This is a genomic window from Pseudomonas sp. GW822-FHT04H02, assembly GCF_058800645.1.
The window spans coordinates 173,393-190,186 of sequence record NZ_JBXAMM010000010.1 but is presented as its reverse complement, the minus strand read 5'-3'; the positions used below and the strand labels follow the sequence as shown (position 1 = coordinate 190,186).

General features: G+C 65.1%; 18 protein-coding genes. 11 read left to right on the top strand and 7 right to left on the bottom strand.

Annotated features, from left to right (window positions below; all coding sequences use genetic code 11):
- Positions 1-10: 10 nt before the first annotated feature.
- Positions 11-403 carry a DUF3301 domain-containing protein gene (locus AC1RMG_RS31815; RefSeq protein WP_015637540.1) on the top strand — a complete coding sequence of 131 codons (393 nt, stop codon included), beginning with the start codon at positions 11-13 and terminating at the stop codon, positions 401-403.
- Between the two features lie 21 nt (positions 404-424).
- On the opposite strand, the gene AC1RMG_RS31810 is transcribed toward AC1RMG_RS31815, so the two are convergent.
- From AC1RMG_RS31810 to dksA, 4 genes are all read right to left on the bottom strand, one after another.
- Positions 425-1,387 carry a CobW family GTP-binding protein gene (locus AC1RMG_RS31810; protein ID WP_236203195.1) on the bottom strand — a complete coding sequence of 321 codons (963 nt, stop codon included), beginning with the start codon at positions 1,385-1,387 and terminating at the stop codon, positions 425-427.
- 145 nt (positions 1,388-1,532) lie between these two features.
- Positions 1,533-2,234, bottom strand: coding sequence for a DUF1826 domain-containing protein (locus tag AC1RMG_RS31805; RefSeq protein WP_053154713.1), 702 nt, complete (start codon positions 2,232-2,234; stop codon positions 1,533-1,535).
- Complete coding sequence (zigA, locus tag AC1RMG_RS31800) at positions 2,234-3,442, bottom strand: zinc metallochaperone GTPase ZigA (protein ID WP_493171025.1); 1,209 nt, start codon at positions 3,440-3,442, stop codon at positions 2,234-2,236. The genes AC1RMG_RS31805 and zigA overlap by 1 nt, the downstream gene beginning before the upstream one ends.
- A gap of 30 nt (positions 3,443-3,472) precedes the next feature.
- The gene (gene dksA / locus AC1RMG_RS31795; protein ID WP_019093410.1) at positions 3,473-3,877 is read right to left on the bottom strand and encodes an RNA polymerase-binding protein DksA; all 405 of its coding nucleotides are present in this window, start codon (positions 3,875-3,877) and stop codon (positions 3,473-3,475) included.
- Between the two features lie 121 nt (positions 3,878-3,998).
- Between dksA and AC1RMG_RS31790 the strand changes: the two genes are divergently transcribed.
- Positions 3,999-4,376, top strand: a complete 378-nt coding sequence (locus tag AC1RMG_RS31790) for a hypothetical protein (protein ID WP_011064340.1) — start codon at positions 3,999-4,001, stop codon at positions 4,374-4,376.
- Positions 4,377-4,485: 109 nt separating this feature from the next.
- Here AC1RMG_RS31790 and AC1RMG_RS31785 read toward each other — a convergent pair whose 3' ends face one another.
- On the bottom strand, positions 4,486-5,709 hold the full coding sequence (locus AC1RMG_RS31785) for an N-acetylmuramoyl-L-alanine amidase (protein WP_262214164.1): 1,224 nt from the start codon (positions 5,707-5,709) through the stop codon (positions 4,486-4,488).
- 129 nt (positions 5,710-5,838) lie between these two features.
- Here AC1RMG_RS31785 and folE2 point away from each other — a divergent pair, with 129 nt between their 5' ends.
- Genes folE2 through thrS form a run of 8 tightly spaced genes read left to right on the top strand, consistent with a single transcriptional unit; the run spans position 5,839 to position 13,402 of the window.
- Entirely contained in the window at positions 5,839-6,732 is an 894-nt protein-coding gene (gene folE2, locus AC1RMG_RS31780) for a GTP cyclohydrolase FolE2 (RefSeq protein WP_015637546.1), read from the top strand.
- Positions 6,732-7,397 (top strand): metal ABC transporter ATP-binding protein, encoded by a 666-nt coding sequence (locus AC1RMG_RS31775; RefSeq protein WP_011064343.1) that lies wholly within the window; start codon positions 6,732-6,734, stop codon positions 7,395-7,397. The genes folE2 and AC1RMG_RS31775 overlap by 1 nt, the downstream gene beginning before the upstream one ends.
- Complete coding sequence (locus tag AC1RMG_RS31770; protein WP_011064344.1) at positions 7,397-8,263, top strand: metal ABC transporter permease; 867 nt, start codon at positions 7,397-7,399, stop codon at positions 8,261-8,263. Before AC1RMG_RS31775 ends, AC1RMG_RS31770 begins: the two co-directional genes overlap by 1 nt.
- 11 nt (positions 8,264-8,274) lie before the next feature.
- Positions 8,275-9,159 carry a metal ABC transporter substrate-binding protein gene (locus AC1RMG_RS31765; RefSeq protein ID WP_041120483.1) on the top strand — a complete coding sequence of 295 codons (885 nt, stop codon included), beginning with the start codon at positions 8,275-8,277 and terminating at the stop codon, positions 9,157-9,159.
- Positions 9,156-9,599 carry a phosphoribosyl-AMP cyclohydrolase gene (hisI, locus tag AC1RMG_RS31760; protein WP_019093405.1) on the top strand — a complete coding sequence of 148 codons (444 nt, stop codon included), beginning with the start codon at positions 9,156-9,158 and terminating at the stop codon, positions 9,597-9,599. Before AC1RMG_RS31765 ends, hisI begins: the two co-directional genes overlap by 4 nt.
- Positions 9,589-10,149 (top strand): gamma carbonic anhydrase family protein, encoded by a 561-nt coding sequence (locus AC1RMG_RS31755; RefSeq protein ID WP_053154732.1) that lies wholly within the window; start codon positions 9,589-9,591, stop codon positions 10,147-10,149. Before hisI ends, AC1RMG_RS31755 begins: the two co-directional genes overlap by 11 nt.
- Before the next feature lie 2 nt (positions 10,150-10,151).
- Positions 10,152-11,486, top strand: a complete 1,335-nt coding sequence (locus AC1RMG_RS31750; RefSeq protein WP_072451910.1) for a dihydroorotase — start codon at positions 10,152-10,154, stop codon at positions 11,484-11,486.
- Between the two features lie 26 nt (positions 11,487-11,512).
- Complete coding sequence (thrS, locus tag AC1RMG_RS31745; protein ID WP_493171019.1) at positions 11,513-13,402, top strand: threonine--tRNA ligase; 1,890 nt, start codon at positions 11,513-11,515, stop codon at positions 13,400-13,402.
- Positions 13,403-13,449: 47 nt separating this feature from the next.
- Here the strand turns inward: thrS and AC1RMG_RS31740 are convergent, their stop codons facing one another.
- Entirely contained in the window at positions 13,450-13,974 is a 525-nt protein-coding gene (locus tag AC1RMG_RS31740) for a DUF3617 domain-containing protein (RefSeq protein WP_210457835.1), read from the bottom strand.
- A 131-nt stretch (positions 13,975-14,105) separates the two neighbouring features.
- Between AC1RMG_RS31740 and cls the strand changes: the two genes are divergently transcribed.
- Positions 14,106-15,545, top strand: a complete 1,440-nt coding sequence (cls, locus tag AC1RMG_RS31735) for a cardiolipin synthase (protein ID WP_011064351.1) — start codon at positions 14,106-14,108, stop codon at positions 15,543-15,545.
- Positions 15,546-15,554: 9 nt separating this feature from the next.
- Here cls and cfaB read toward each other — a convergent pair whose 3' ends face one another.
- The gene (gene cfaB, locus AC1RMG_RS31730) at positions 15,555-16,742 is read right to left on the bottom strand and encodes a C17 cyclopropane fatty acid synthase CfaB (RefSeq protein ID WP_011064352.1); all 1,188 of its coding nucleotides are present in this window, start codon (positions 16,740-16,742) and stop codon (positions 15,555-15,557) included.
- Positions 16,743-16,794: the final 52 nt, after the last annotated feature.

The window sequence follows — 16,794 nt, the reverse complement described above, 5'->3', positions numbered from 1 at the left end:
GCAAACCTTCATGCTGACCCTTGGAAACATCTTTGTGCTGATGCTGCTGGCAACCGCTGCTGCCTGGCTGTGGCACAACCACGGCCTGCGCGAACGGGCCCTGGAGCGGGTCAAGCAGCACTGCGCGCGGCTCGACATCGAGTTGCTGGACGGTAACGTGGCGCTCAAGCGCATCGGTTTCGTCAAGGATGGCAATGGCCGGCGGCGCCTGGCGCGGGTCTACAACTTCGAGTTCACCGTGACCGGGGAAACCCGTCATGCCGGGACCATCACCCAGTTCGGCGCCCACAGCGCCCATATCGAGCTGGCGCCCTACCCGTTCGAAGCCAAGGAGCCCCTGCCCAGTGCCGAGGTGATCGAGCTGAGCCAGTGGCGCGAGGAACATCGCAAGTTCAAGCCGTAAGAGTGGCGTGCACGCCGTTTCCTACAGGCGACAGGCATCGAGACTGGCCTGCAGGACGGCAATGTCCTGAGGGCTACTGAAGATCAGTTCCAGGCGCGAATCCCGGCGCCATTCGCTGGGCAGCCAGTTCAGCGGTGAATTATCCAGCCCGTTGCCCGACCGCCAGCCTTGATCACTGTGGAGCACCAGCTTGGCCCGGCGCCAGTCGAGGTTCTGCAGCCAGTGCTCGACCCGGACCAGATCGAACTGTTGGCTGGGGTGCCAGCGCCAGCCGATACTCCAGCCATCCTCCTGGGACTGGCTGAGGCAGATCGGCAGCGCCGGATCGCTCCACACGGCCGGCAACTGGGCCAGGCCCTGGGGAATGTCCGACTGCTCCAGGGCCGCTTCGGCGCTGGCTCCCAGGCCCGGCAGCTCGGCCAGGGGCAAGGCGGCATGGCGGGTCCAGAACAAGGGAAGGTCCGGCAATTGCTCCAGCACCCGCAACCTGTCGCTGTCGCTGAGCAGTTCGTCCTTGTTCAGTACCAGCAGGCCGGCGCTGGACAGCGCATCCTGCTGTGCCCGGGGCAACGGCTTGCCAGCGGCCAGCGCCTGGGCATCCAGGACCAGCACGCAGGGTTGCACCGCCAGCACGCCCTTCCAGGGCGCTTCATTCAACTGCTTGAGCAATTGGGCCGGGTGGCCGAGGCCCGAGGGCTCGATAAGCAGGCGGTCCGGCCGGGCCTTGCGCAACAGGCGGCCCAGGCCCACCTGGAACGGTGCACCGTTGACGCAGCACAGGCAGCCGCCGGCCACTTCGCCCAGGGCGATGCCATCTTCGTCGCGGGTCAGCAAGGCCGCGTCCAGGCCGATCTGGCCAAACTCGTTGATCAGCACTGCCCAGCGCTCAGCGGTCGGGCGCTGGCTCAGCAGATGGCGAATCAGGCTGGTCTTGCCGGCGCCCAGGGGGCCGGCGATCACGTGGGTGGGGATGTTCTGCAGCATGGAAATGGGTCCGGGAAACCTGTGAGGTGATGCTACGCCCTTCCCGCCCTGGGCGAAAATCCGCTCGATTCGACGCCGCTCTTGGGAGCGCTGAAGGTCCTGCGGACCTCTGCCCAGGCTCGGCAAGCGGCTACACGGGCCTAGGTCAACCCAGCCAATCGAGGGTGAGGATCAGCCGGCGTTCCCCTGGCGCTGGCTGCGGCGAGCGGTGGATCAGGCCAAAGCCTTCGTTGCCGTGCCATTTCTCGCCCTTGAACAGCGCCACGTCGCCGCTGGCGATCTGCTGGATCTGTGCCGGGTCCCGTGGTTCGCCCTCGGCCTGCCCCAGTTTCCTGCGGTCCATGGCGCCTTCGCGCAGCCATTGGCTGCCGACTCCGGCGTAGGTGGTAATCAGCCGCACCGGTACATGGTCCACGTGAAACCGCGGGCACATGGCCTTGTCCAGGACCCGCAGGCGCAGCCCGACGCGCCTGGCCCCGAGCAGGCAGGCAAAAGCGCTGACCAGCCAGGCAACATCGGCGATAAAGCCTTCATAACCCTGCAGATCACTGAACCCCGAAGCCAGGCCGCGCAGATTGGGTTGCGCGTCTTCGTCGGGCAGCTCCAGGGACAGGGATTCGGCCAGCGGCTGGTCCAGGGACAGCAGCAACTCGGCGAAATCGGCGATGTGGGCCGGCAACTGGCGCTGCCAGAGGCCGAGATTGACCTCATCCTCCAGCACCTGGGCGAGCACCGCCGGGGTGCTGCCGATGGCCTGGCGGCGAGAGACCGGCGCGGTCACGCTCGGCAGCAGCAGCCATCTGGGCGGATTGGCCAGTGGAGTCACCGGCAAGTTCAGGGTCAGCATCAGGCCGCTTCCTCGTCATGCCAGGGGCCAAAGGGATCGTTCAGCAGGCTCCAGCCCTCGACGCCGAGGGCCATTTCATCGTCATCCAGCAGGCACAGGTCGAGCTCCGCGCAAAGCCGGGTGAAGTCGATGTTCTGGCCGATGAACACCAGTTCCTGGCGGCAATCGCCGGTGGCCGCAGTCCAGTTGTGCATGATCGCCGCGGTGCCTTCTTCGTCCTGGGGCCAGTGCTGCTTGGGCACGAAGCGCCACCAGCGCCCGGCAAAGCCATGGCGCATCAGGCCACCGGCCTGGGACCAGCTGCCGGCTTCCTGGTACTTGCTGGCCAGCCAGAAGAAGCCCTTGGAGCGCAGCAGCTTGCCGTTGACCCAGGGCCGGTTGATGAAGTCGAAGAAGCGCTGGGGATGAAAGGGGCGGCGCGCTCGATAGGCGGTCGAGGCGATTCCGTACTCCTGGGTTTCCGGCACATGCTCGCCGCGCAACTCCTGCAGCCAGCCCGGCGCCTGGGCCGCGCGTTCAAAGTCGAAGCGCCCGGTGTTGAGGATCTTGGCCAAGGGCACCTGGCCCATGACCATGGGGATGATCTCTGCCTGGGCGTTGAGCCGCGCCAGAATCGCCATCAGCTCCTGGCGCTCGGCGCTGCTGATCAGGTCGATCTTGCTGATAAGGATCACGTCGGCAAACTCCACCTGCTCGATCAGCAAGTCGGTGATCGAACGCTCGTCCTCCTCGCCCAGGTTTTCACCCCGGGAGGCCAGGCTTTGCGCTGCCTGGTAGTCCACCAGGAAGTTCATGCCGTCGACCACGGTGACCATGGTGTCGAGGCGGGCGATGTCCGCCAGGCTCTGCCCGGCCTCATCGCGAAAGGTGAAGGTTTCCGCCACCGGCAGTGGCTCGGAGATGCCGGTGGACTCGATCAGCAGGTAGTCGAAGCGACCATCGCGGGCCAGCTTGCCCACTTCCTCCAGCAGGTCTTCGCGCAGGGTGCAGCAGATGCAGCCGTTGCTCATTTCCACCAGTTTTTCTTCGGCGCGATTGAGGCTGACATCGCGCTGCACTTCGCTGCCATCGATGTTGATTTCGCTCATGTCGTTGACGATCACCGCCACCCGCAGGTGGTCGCGGTTGCGCAGGATGTGATTGAGCAAGGTGCTTTTACCGGCGCCGAGAAAGCCGGACAGCACGGTAACGGGGAGACGGTCGGTCATGGGTTGTTCCTCATCAGGATCGCGGCTGGGTCAAAGCGCCCGTTGATGGCGTTCGCGCAGCTCTTGGCGTTCTTTGGCTTCGATACACAGGGTGGCGGTGGGCCGCAGCAGCAGGCGCTTGAGGCCGATGGGCTCGCCGGTGTCGCGGCACCAGCCGTATTCGCCACGGGCCAGGCGCTCCAGGGCTTCGTCGATCTTGTCCAGGAGCTTCTTTTCCCGCTCCAGCAGGCGCAGTTGCCACTGGCGCTGCTCTTCGGCACTGCCGATGTCGGCGGGGTCGCTGTGGGGTTCCTGCTCGCGCAGCTGGTCGAACTCGCCGGCAATGCGGTCCTGCAGATCACTGCGCTGGGCCAGCAGCAGCTGGCGAAAGAAGCCCTGCTGGGCTTCGTTCATGTAGTGCGTCTCGGGTTGGGCGAGAAGGTCTTGTTCAGTCATGGCGAGTCACGGGTCAGGCTGTGTTTTAATGTTATATTATAACAACACAAATTAGCCAACCTTCCCTTGCCGCCCACGACGAAGGGCGCGATGCTGCGCCCCTGTCGTCACGAGACTCGCCATGCGCCCTGTCCTGCCCACCCTACTTTCAGGCCTGTTGCTGCTGGCTGGTCACGCCAGCGCGGCGGTGCCCAGTACCCTGGCCACCTGCACCCGCAGCGCCACCCTGCTGGCCTGCGTCGACCCGCAGGGCAACGCCTACAGCGTCGCCACGGCCGGCAGCACCACCTACCTGCGCGGCTTCGAGGTGATCGGCAAGCGCTATTGGGCGCAGACCAACAGCCGCTACGGGCAGCTGACGTTCTTCACCGGCCTGGCCTCCGACGGCGAGGCCTGGGTGGGCTACAGCCAGCGCGTGGGCTGGACCACACGCAACCGCTTTTCCAGCTCCGGCGGTAGCCGCGGGCAGTTCACCTGCAGCCGCATCAGCGGCTGCTAGCGCCCTTTCCCGTACCTCTTGCGTAGAAGCCGGCTTGCCAGCGAAGACATCCTCAGCCACAACACTCACCGGCCTCTTCGCCGGCAAGCCGGCTCCTGCAGGTCGGCGTTCAGGCGGGGCGGTTGTTCTTGGTTTCCTGGAGCCAGGCCATGTAGCTGTTAACCGGTGGGTTTTTCTCGAAGTAGCGCTGCAGGCCGTTGAACAGGCCATCGGCAATCGCCTGCTGGTGGCGCGCGGTGACCAGGCGCTGGCTGTCGCGGCTGTTGGAGATGAAGCCGGTTTCCACCAGGATCGACGGCACGTCCGGTGACTTGAGCACCGCAAAACCGGCCTGTTCCACACGCTTCTGATGCAGGGTGGTAATGCCCGACAGGCTCTGCAGCACAGTCCCGCCCAATTGCAGGCTGGCGGCGATGGTGGCGTTCATCGACATGTCGACAATCACCCCCGCCAGCATCGGATCCTTGTCCTTGAGGTTGAGCAGCGTCGTCGCCCCCAGCAGGTCGGCGCCGTTTTCCCGCTGGGCCATCAAGCGCGCGGTGGCCGAGGTGGCGCCACCTTCGGACAGGGCGTACACCGATGCGCCGGATGCGGTCAGCCGCGGCGCGGCATCGGCATGCACCGAGATGAACATGTCGGCCTGGTGCTTGCGGGCAATCTCCACGCGTTTGCGCAGCGGCACGAAAAAATCATCGTTGCGCACCAGCTTCACGTCGAAACCCTTCTCGCGCTTGAGCCGCTTGGCCAGCAGGCGGGCGATGGCCAGCACCACATCCTTCTCCCGTTCCCCCCTGGCCCCCACGGCGCCCGGGTCCTTGCCGCCATGGCCGGGGTCTACTACCACGATGATGTCGCGCTTGGGATGGGGCTTGCCTGTCGTGGCCTCGGGCTTGGCCAGCGGCGCGGCGGCCGCAGCGATCGGCAGGGGCAGCCTGGTTGCCTTGGACAGATCCAGCACCAGCCGATGGCCCTGGCCATCCTGGGGCGGCAGGAGAAAACTGTGGAGCTGCACCGGCTCGCGCAGGTCGAGGACGATCCGCGTATCGCCCTGGCCGAAGTGCCCGGAGCGAATGGCGCGGATCACCGTGTTGGCCAGGGCCAGCTGGCTGAAATCACCGCTCAGGCGCGCGCCGTTCAAGTCGATGATCAAGCGCTCCGGGGCACTCAAGCTGAAGGTCTTGTATTGCACCGGGCCGCTCAGATCGAGCACCAGCCGCAACTTTTCTGCGTCCTTCCACAATCGTGCGTTGCGGATCTGCGCGGCGCAGACACTCCAGGGAAACATCAGGGCCGTACCGGCCAACAGCAGGTTGAGCAATTGACGTCTGTGCATGGCAAATACCGCGAAAAAAGGAGCATCCCTACTCACAAGACAAGATGAACAACCGTCGAGGAAAAATTTCCCATCGAACGTATTGTTATAATATAACATGTGAAATCACTTCCCACGACGGACCTGTTCATGAACGCGCTGACTCTGCCGGATATCGCCGCGCAGGCCTCACGCCAAGCCTTGCCCCTGGAATGGGTGGGCATGTGCGGCATTGCCTTACCTGTAGTGATCAACAACCAGCCAAGCGCAGCCAAGGCCGATGCCGGTGTCAGCCTCGACGATGGCGAGGCCCGGGGCATTCACATGTCACGCCTGTATCTGGCCCTGGAAATGCTGGAACAGGAGAACCTCACCCCCGCTCTGCTCCGGCGGATCTTGCAGCGTTTTCTCGATAGCCATGAAGGCCTGGCCCACAGCGCCTACCTGCGCATTCAGTTGGATCTGCTGTTGAAACGCCCGGCCTTGGTCAGCCCTTTGGCCGGCTGGAAAAGCTACCCGCTGAGTATCGAAGCGCGGCTGAAAAACGCGATGTTCCACGTGGAACTAAAAATCGACGTGCCTTATTCCTCCACTTGCCCCTGTTCGGCGGCGCTGGCGCGGCAGTTGATCCAGCAGCAGTTCATCGAAGATTTTGCCAACCGGCCGTTGCAACACGCCGACGTCCTGGCCTGGCTGGGCTCGCCCCAGGGCATCGTCGCGACGCCCCATAGCCAGCGCAGCAACGCGGCATTGCATCTGCGCCTGGATGATTTCATCGACGAACTGCCGTTGATTGCCCTGATCAACGATGCGGAAAACGCCCTGGGCACCGCCGTGCAAACCGCGGTCAAGCGTGCCGACGAGCAGGCCTTCGCCCTGGCCAACGGGCAGAACCTGATGTTTTGCGAAGACGCCGCCCGCCGCTTGAACCTGGCCCTGCGCCGTTCCCCCGGAATCAACGCCTTTCAATTGCGGGTCGTGCACGCCGAAAGCCTGCATGCCCATGACGCCGTGGCCGAAAGCCGCTGGAACTGGGAGGCCTGATGATCCGCTGCGAACACCTGCGTTGGGGCGCTCCGGGGCAACCCCTGACTCCAGCCCTGGATCTGCACCTGCCCAGGGCCAGCCTGAGCGCGATCATTGGCGCCAACGGGTCGGGCAAGAGCAGCTTGTTGAAAGTCATCGCCGGGCTGCAGAAACCACTCGCGGGCAAGATCCACCTCGGCACTGCCCGAGGCGGCTTGTCCTTCTTACCGCAGCAGCAACACCTGGATCGACAGTTCCCCATCAGCCTGGAAGAACTGGTGGCCGGCGGCTTCTGGGGCAAGCGTGAAGCGGCCAGGGTCAGGGCAGAAAAGCTGCGCACGGTCCTCGAAGACTGGTGCCTGAGCGGCCTGGAAAAGCGCCCGTTGATGGCCCTTTCCGGTGGTGAATTGCAACGCGCCCTGCTCGCCCGATTGAGCCTGACCGAAGCCCCCTTGCTGCTGTTGGACGAGCCCCACGCCGCCCTCGACGAAACCGGCCAGGCCCTGCTCTGGCGCCACTTGTACAACTGGCACGCTCAGGGCCGGACCCTGGTGGTGGTCTGCCATGATCTGGCCGCCGTTCGCCAGCACATCCCCCAGACCCTGCTGGTAAAAAGCAGTGGCTGCGTATTCGGCCCCAGCCTGGAGCTGATCGCCCCACAATCCTGCGCGCAGGTGGCTTGATGCACTTCGCCGCACATTTCTGGCAGCCGTTCAGCGAATTCCTGTTCATGCGCCGGGCCCTGCTCGGCGGCCTGCTGCTGGCCTGCAGCACCGCGCCCCTGGGGGTGTTCCTGATCCTGCGGCGCATGAGCCTGATCGGTGACGCCGTGGCCCACGGCATTCTCCCGGGCGCCGCCCTGGGCTTCTGGTTCGCCGGTCTCAGCCTGCCGGCGCTGACCCTGGGCGGCCTCGGTGCCGGGTTGGGCATGGCCGGGCTGGCCGCCTGGATCACCCGGCGCACCGGCCTGCGGGAAGACGCCAGCATCGCCGCCATCTACCCCATTTCCCTGGCCAGCGGCGTGCTGATCCTCGGGCTGGCGGGCAAGCGCCTGGACCTCTTGCACCTGCTGTTCGGCTCGGCCCTGGCGGTGGATGGCCCGACCCTGAACGGCATGCTGCTGGTCTCGCTCTTCAGCCTGCTGGCCATGGCGCTGATCTACAAAGCCCTGCTGCTGGACACCCTCGACCCGCTGTTCCTGCACAGCGTCAGCCGCCTCGGCCCCCTGGCCCACGGCCTGTTCCTGACCCTGGTGGTGCTCAACCTGGTGATAGGTTTCCAGGCCATCGGCGCGCTGATGGTGGTGGGCCTGATGATGCTGCCGGCCGCCGCCTCGCGTTTCTGGAGCCGACGCCTGCCCGCCCTGATCGGCATCGCCGCGCTGTTTGGCTGCCTCTCGGTGTGGCTCGGCCTGCTGCTGTCGTTCCACTACTCGCTGCCCAGCGGCCCGGCCATCGTGCTGGTGGCCGGCGGCCTGTACCTGCTGTCCGTGGTGTTCGGCCCGGTGCACGGCTTGCTGCACCGCCCACCTTTGCTCACATCCCCATGAGGTGTTTCCCGATGCGCGCTCTACTCGTGCTGTTCAGCCTGCTGTTGCCCTTGTCGCTGCCTACTGCCCAGGCGGCGGACAAGCTGGCGGTGGTCACCAGCTTCAGCATCCTCGCCGACATGACCCGCCAGGTCGGCGGTGAGCATGTGCACATCACCAACCTGGTGGGTGCCGACGAGGATGCCCACACCTACGAGCCGAGCCCGGATGACGCCAAGGCCCTGCTCAAGGCCCGGCTGATCATCAAGAATGGCCTGGGTTTCGAACCCTGGCTGGACCGCCTGGTGGCCAGCACCGCCACCCAGGCCCAGGTCGTCACTGCCAGCCGCGGGGTTATTCCACGCACCCTGGAGGAAGACGGCGAAAGCGTTCCCGACCCTCATGCCTGGCACAACCTGGCCAACAGCGAGCTCTATGTGAGCAACATCACCAAGGCGCTGATCGCTGCCGACCCGGCCCACCAGGCCGACTACCAGCGCAACAGCCAGGCCTACCTGAAACAGATCTATCGCCTGCTGGCCGAGGCCAAGGCCAAGCTCGGTTCCCTGCCCCCGGGCAACCGCAAGATCGTCACCTCCCACGACGCCTTCGGCTACCTGGGCCAGGCCTACGGTATCGACTTCATGGCGCCCCAGGGCCTGTCCACCGAGCGTGAACCTTCCGCCGCCGAAGTGGCTGCGCTGATTACCCAGATCCGCAACGCCAAGGTCAAGGCAGTGTTCATGGAGAACATCAAGGACGCCCGCCTGCTCAAGCAGATCGCCGACGAAAGCGGCGCCCATATCGGCGGCACCCTGTACTCCGATGCGCTCTCGGCCAGCGGTCCGGCCAGTACCTTCACCGGCCTGTTCGAATACAACCTCGACACCCTGTACGAGGCCCTGAGCCGACCATGATCCGCCGCCCACCGCTGTCGCTGCTGGATCTGGAAGCCGCGCCCCAGGGCAGCCGCTGGGCCTTGACCGCGGTACTCGACGCCCTGCCCTGGAACAGCGACGGCCTGATCGCCGCCATTGCCCAGCAGCACGACAGCGGCGAGGTGCTGATGCTGGCCTGGATGAACCGCCAGGCCCTGGGCGAAACCCTGGCCAGCGGCCAGGCCTGCTACTGGTCGCGCTCGCGTCGGTGCCTGTGGCGCAAGGGCGAAAGCTCCGGGCATCGCCAGCGCCTGATCGAAGCGCGCCTGGACTGCGACGGCGATGCCGTGCTGCTGCTAGTGGATCAGCAAGGACCGGCCTGCCACACCGGGCGCCCCAACTGTTTCTACAACGCCATTCGCGATGGCGCGGTGGAAGTCATCAGTTCCCCCTTGAAGGACTCGCGCCATGATTCGTAAAAACCCCTCCGGCGATCTGCCCGTGATCGCCGAATCCGCTTACGTCGACAAGACGGCCATCATCTGCGGCAAGGTGGTGATCGGCGACAACGTCTTCGTCGGCCCCTACGCGGTGATCCGCGCCGACGAAGTGGACGCCGACGGCCAGATGCAAGCCATCACCATCGGCGCCAACTCGAACATCCAGGATGGCGTGGTGATCCACTCCAAATCCGGCGCGGCGGTGACCATCGGCCAGCACACTTCCATCGCCCACCGCTCCATCGTCCATGGCCCCTGCGTGGTCGGCGACCGAGTGTTCATCGGTTTCAACAGCGTGCTGTTCAACTGCGAAGTGGGCGACGGCAGCGTGGTTCGACACAACTCCGTGGTGGATGGCCGCGACCTGCCGCCGGGTTTCTACGTGCCCTCCACCACCCGCATCGGGCCCAAGACCGACCTGGCGCAGTTCCCTCCCGTGAGTGTCAGCGCTTCGGAGTTTTCCGAAGACGTGGCGCGCACCAACGTCGACCTGGTGCGTGGCTACAAGGCCCTGCAGAACGAGTTTTGAGCATGAGCCGAATCCTCATCCGCAACGCCCGCCTGGTGAACGAAGGGCGCGAATTCGACGCCGACGTACTGGTGGCGCACGGGCGCATCGACACCATCGGCAGCCTGGACCACCTCAGCGCCGAGATCGAAATCGACGCCCGCGGCCAGTGGCTGCTGCCGGGCATGATCGACGACCAGGTGCACTTTCGCGACCCCGGCGCGCCGGACAAGGGCAGCCTGTACAGCGAGTCGCGGGCCGCGGTGGCCGGTGGCATCACCAGCTTCATGGACATGCCCAACACCTCGCCGGCGACCCTGGATCTTGCCGCCCTGAACGACAAGAAGCGCCGCGCAGCGAGCGTTTCGGTGGCCAACTATGGCTTTCACTTCGGGGTCAGCAACGACAACCTCGACCTCGTCGCCGCCCTGGACCCCACGGAGGTGGCCGGGGTCAAGGTGTTCATGGGGGCCTCCACCGGCAACATGCTGGTGGACGATCCCGAGGTGCTGGACCGGCTGTTCCGCCAGGTGCCGACCCTGCTCCTGGCCCACTGCGAACACACCCCCAGCATCCAGGCCCGGCAACAGCGCTGGCTGCAACTCTATGGCGAGCAGATTCCCGCCGCCGCCCACCCGCACATCCGCGATGCCGAGGCCTGCTTTCGCTCCTCATCCCTGGCGGTGGAGCTGGCGAAGAAACACGGCACTCGCCTGCACGTACTGCACCTGACCAGTGCCCGGGAGCTGGCGCTGTTCGAGGACCGGCCCCTGGCGCAAAAGCGCATCACCGCCGAGGTCTGCGTGCATCACCTGCTGTTCGATGACCGCGACTACCCGCGCCTCGGCCACCTGATCAAATGCAACCCGGCGATCAAGACCCAGGCCGATCGCGATGCCCTGCGCCAGGCCCTGAACAGCCAGCGCCTGGATGTCATCGGCACCGACCACGCGCCCCATACCTGGGAGCAGAAACAGCTGCCTTACAGCCGCGCGCCCTCCGGCCTGCCGCTGGTGCAGCATGCATTGCCAGCGCTGCTGGAACTGGTGGCCGACCGGGTGCTGCCCCTGGCCACCCTGGTGGAAAAAACCAGCCACCGAGTCGCCGACCTGTTCGCCATTCCCGATCGCGGCTACCTGCGCGAAGGCTACTGGGCCGACCTGGTGTTGGTCCGCGCCGAGCCCACAGGCCTGGCCGTGGACAGCCAGCCGATCCTCGCCCACTGCGGCTGGACGCCCTTTGCCGGCCAGCGCTTTCGCCACAGCGTCAGCAGCACCCTGGTGTCGGGCCAGCTCGCCTGGCACCAGGGCCGCCTGTACGACGACTGTCAGGGCCTGCCCCTGCGCTTCACCCGTTAATAGCCCGACACCAAGGACCACCGAAGATGATCCGCATCACCCTGCCTGATGGCGCGTGCCGTGAGTACGACCAGCCGTTGTCCGTTTTCGAGGTGGCCGCCAGCATCGGCAGCGGCCTGGCCAAGGCCGCCGTGGCCGGGCGAGTGAACGGCCAACTGGTGGACTGTGACTACCTGTTGCACAGCGACGCCCGCTTGAGCATCGTCACCGCCCGCGACCCCGAGGGCCTGGAAGTACTGCGCCACTCCTGCGCGCACCTGCTGGCGATGGCGGTGAAACAGCTGTTCCCCTCGGCGCAGGTGGCCATCGGCCCGGTGATCGAGGATGGCTTCTTCTACGACTTCGCCCACGAGCGCCCCTTCACCCCAGAGGACCTGGAACTGATCGAGGCGCGCATGCATAGCCTGGCCGCCACCAATCATTCGGTGCGCCGCCGGGAATTGTCCCGGGAGCAGGCCCTGCAGCATTTCGCCGACCAGGGCGAGCACTACAAGGTCGAGCTGATCCGCGACTTGCCGCCAGATGCCGTGCTTTCGCTGTACCGTCAGGGGGATTTCGAAGATTTGTGCCGTGGGCCACACCTGCGTTCCACTGGCCAACTGCGCGCCTTCAAGCTGACCAAGGTGGCCGGTGCCTACTGGCGTGGCGACGCCCGCAACGCACCGCTGCAGCGGATCTATGGCACCTGCTGGGGCACCCGCCCGGAACTGGAGGCCTACCTGTTGCGCCTGGAACAGGCGCAACAGCGCGACCACCGCAAGCTCGGCCAGCAGCTGGATCTGTTCCATTTCGACGACTGCGCGCCGGGCTCGGTGTTCTGGCACGCCAAGGGCTGGACCCTGTTCCAGGAACTGATCGGCTACATGCGCAGGCGCCAGGAACAGGCCGGCTACCAGGAAGTGAACACCCCCGACGTGATGGACCGCGGCCTCTGGGAAACCTCCGGGCACTGGCAGAACTACCGCGACCACATGTTCACCACCACCACGCAAGACCAGCGCACCTTCGCCCTCAAGCCGATGAACTGCCCCGGCGCGGTGGCGATCTTCGGTCACGGCCGCAAGAGTTACCGCGACCTGCCACTGCGCATCGCCGAGTTCGGCAAAGTCCACCGCTACGAACCTTCAGGAGCCCTGCACGGCCTGTTGCGAGTGCGCCATTTCACCCAGGACGACGCCCACATCTTCTGCACCCCGCAACAGATGCAAAGCGAATGCGCCGCCACCATTGCCCTGGTATTCGACATCTACAAGGAGTTCGGTTTCGACCAGGTGGCGGTGAAGCTCTCGACCCGCCCAGACCACCGCATCGGCAGCGATGAGGTCTGGGACCAGCTGGAAGAGGCCCTGGTCGGTGCCTTGCAGAGCATGCACTTCGACTACCGGATCAACCCCGGGGAAGGCGCCTTCTACGGCCCCAAGCTGGAGTTCGTGCTGCGCGACGCCATCGGTCGCGACTGGCAGTGCGGCACCCTGCAGGTGGACCTCAACCTGCCCGAGCGCTTCGCCATCAGCTACATCGACGAGCGCGGCGAACGCTGCCAGCCGGTGATGCTGCACCGGGCGCTGTTTGGTTCCCTGGAACGCTTCATCGGCATTCTCCTGGAACACCATGGCGGCGCCCTGCCCCTGTGGCTGGCACCGCAACAAGCGGTGGTGCTGAACATCAGCGAAGCCCAGGCCGACTACGCCCGGGCCATCAGCGACAGCTTGCGCCGTCACGGGCTGCGGGCCAGCGCCGACCTGCGCAACGAAAAGATCGGCTACAAGATTCGCGAACACAGCCTGCAGAAAGTGCCCTACCTGCTGGTGGTCGGGGAAAAGGAAAAGGACGGAGGCTACGTCAGCCTGCGCAGCCGAAATGGCGAAGACCTGGGCCGCCTGAGCCTGGAGCAGGCCCTGGCCCGGATGCGCTAGGCGCTGCCCGGGGCACGGGCAGCGTCAGCGTCAGCGTCAGCCAAAAGTCAGGAGGCGCGAGGTTTGACCGTGCCGCAGTCCTGGCCCAGCCACACGGCGCGGGTGTCCATGCTGCCCTTCTGCTGCAGGCCGGTGGCGTTGAAGGTGCCGGCCACGTTGGTGGTGAACTCACGATCGCTGATGAACGTGGCCACTCCATTGCCCTGGGCCTTGGGGCAACTGAAGCGGAACTTCCATTGATTGCCACTGCGTTCGGTCACCTGCTGCTGGCAACCCGACTGCGGGTCCTGCAGCGGGATGGTGTCCGACTGCACCTGGGCCGGTGTCAGGCACACCCGAATCCCCTTGCCGCCCATGGTCACACCCTGTTTCTCCAGCATCGCCCGCTGTTGCGGGGTCATCTGCTGCTGCAACTGGCCGAGAATCAGCGACAGGTCCGGCATGTTCTGGTCGTCGATCTTCATGTTGCTGCTGGTCAGCTCCCACAACCCCGGCTGCAGCATCTGCGCCTGCGCCACCACCGGAAGCACCAACCCCGCCGCCAAGGCCCAACCCAGTAAACGAAGTTTCATCGAATGACTCCTAGACAATAGTGGCCGTTAGACTTCAGCCGGGGCACGGTGTTGCATGCAGAATAAAATAGCGACATTCACCGTGGAACATGGTCTGTTAGGCATTGAATCTTCAGGAGCAAGGCTGCCCCATGGATTATTTTGGCCCGCACATCTTCGGCTATCTCATCGCACTGCTGCATTTTCTCGGGTTGATCGCCGCGATCCACGCGGTACTCACCGTCAGGACCGCCCAGGGCGCCATCGCCTGGGCCCTGTCGCTGCTGTTCATGCCCTACCTGACCCTGATTCCCTACCTGGTGTTTGGTCGCAGTACCTTCGACGCCTACATCCAGGCCCGGCGTCAGGCCAACGTGGAAATGCACAAGGCCATCAATGAGCTGAACTGGCGTCCCTGGGTGGAAGAAGCCCTCACCGCCCGCGCCTCCAAGGCCTACGCCTCGCTGCGGGCCATGCCCAAGCTGGGGCGCATGCCGTGCCTGGCCAACAATCAGGTACGCCTGCTGGTCAACGGCGACGCCACCTTCGAAGCGATCTTCAACGCCATCCGCCGCTCCCACAAGGCGGTGCTGATCCAGTTCTTCATCATCCACGACGATGACCTGGGCCGGCGCCTGCAACGCCTGCTGCTGGAAAAGGCCGCCGAGGGTGTGTCGATCCACCTGCTCTACGACCGCATCGGCAGCCACTCCCTGCCCGCCAGCTACGTACAGACCCTGCGCGACGCCGGGGTCCAGGTGCACGCCTTCGCCACCCGCAGTGGCTGGCTCAACCGCTTCCAGGTGAACTTCCGCAATCACCGCAAGATCGTGGTGGTGGACGGCATGCTGGGGTTCGTCGGCGGGCATAACGTCGGCGACGAATACCTGGGCAAGAAGCCGCCCCTGGCGCCCTGGCGTGATACCCACGTGCAGGTCAGCGGCCCGGTGGTGGCCTGCCTGCAGGAGTCCTTTGCCGAAGACTGGTTCTGGGCCGCCCGGGAACTGCCGCCGCTGATCCTCCCGGACACCTACCCGGACGACGGCGTGCTCTGCCAACTGCTGGCCAGCGGCCCGGCCGATGCCTACGAAACCTGCTCGCTGTTCTTTGTCGAGGCCATCCACGCGGCCACCGAGCGGGTGTGGATCACCAGCCCGTACTTCATTCCCGATGAGGCGGTGTTCGCTGCCCTGCGCCTGGCGGTGCTGCGGGACGTGGATGTGCGCATCCTGCTGCCCGCCCGCCCGGACCACCGCATCGTCTATGCCGCCTCCAGCCTGTACGCTTTCGAAGCGGTGCGCGCCGGGGTGCGGGTATTCCGCTATCAGCCGGGGTTCCTGCACCAGAAGGTGGTGCTGATCGACAACGAAATCAGCGCCATTGGCAGCGCCAACCTGGACAACCGTTCGTTCCGCCTGAATTTCGAAGTGATGCTGCTGACGGTGGACGACGACTTCGCCACCGAAGTGGAACACATGCTGGAAGCCGACTTCGCCAAGGCCCGGGAAATCGCCAAGGAAGAAAGCCGCCAGACCCACCGCCTGCAACAACTGGGCATGCGGGTCGCGCGGCTGATTTCTCCGATCCTTTAAGGGCCAGGCTTATGGATGATAGAGGTCATCCCGGGTCCAGGGCAGTTCATGGCTGCCATCGGCATGGGGCTTGACCGCAAGGATCTGGTGCAGGTTGATCCAGCCCTTGGCAAAGGCATAGGCGCAGCCCGCCAGGTACAGCCGCCAGATCCTTAGCGCCTGCTCCGGAACCTGCCTGGCGGCGGCTTCCAGATTGTCTTCCAGGCGTTCGCTCCAGTGATCCAGTGTCCGCGCGTAATGCATGCGCAGGCTCTCGACATCGACAATTTCCAGCCCCGCCTCGCTGATGAACGCCGAGATCATTGCCAGGTGCGGCAGCTCGCCATTGGGAAACACATAGCGCTCGATGAAGTCCCCGGCCCCGCGGCCCACCGGGCGGCCGTCGGTGTGCTTGGCGGTGATGCCGTGGTTCATCACCAACCCGCCCTCGCGCACGGCCCTGAACAGGGTCTGGCAGTACTCCGGCAAGTTGGCGTGGCCGACGTGCTCGAACATGCCGACACTGACCACCTTGTCGAAGCGGCCATCCTGGGGCAGGTCGCGGTAATCCAGCAGTTGCAGGTCCACCAGGTCGTCCAGGCCTTCGGCGGTCACTCGCTCGCGGGCCAGGGCCAACTGTTCCTTGCTCAAGGTGATGCCGAACACCTTGGCGCCGAACTCACGGGCGGCGTAGCGGGCCAGCCCGCCCCAGCCGCACCCGACATCCAGCAGGTAGTCCCCCGGTTGCAGGCGCAGCTTGCGGCACAGGTGGCGGAATTTGGCTTGCTGGGCCTGTTCCAGAGACTCGCTTCCGGTCTCGAAATAGGCGCAGGAATAGGCCATGTCGCTGTCGAGCCACAGTTGGTAGAAGGCGTTGGAAAGGTCGTAGTGATAGGAAATCGCGGCAGCGTCGGTCGCCTTGTCGTGCAGCGAGCGCACCGGCTGGTTGCCGTCGTCATCGTCGAGCAAGGCCTGGCTCAGTTCGTCGCAGACCCGGATGACTTCGCTGATGGAACCTTCCAGTTCCAGTTTGCCCTCGACAAAGGCGCCCCCCAAGGCGTCCAGGCTAGGGTGAGTCAGCTGCGCCACCAATTGCGGGTCCTTGACCACGATCGTGACGTTGGGCTCCGGCCCCAGATTGAATTCATGGCCGTCCCAGAGCCGCAGGCGTAAAGGCAAATGCAGATTCTGTAAGGCCGGTGGAAGTTGCGCGAGCATGGAAAATCCCCCCTTGTTTCAGACGTCTGAAATGAGGGTAGACCATCCTAGA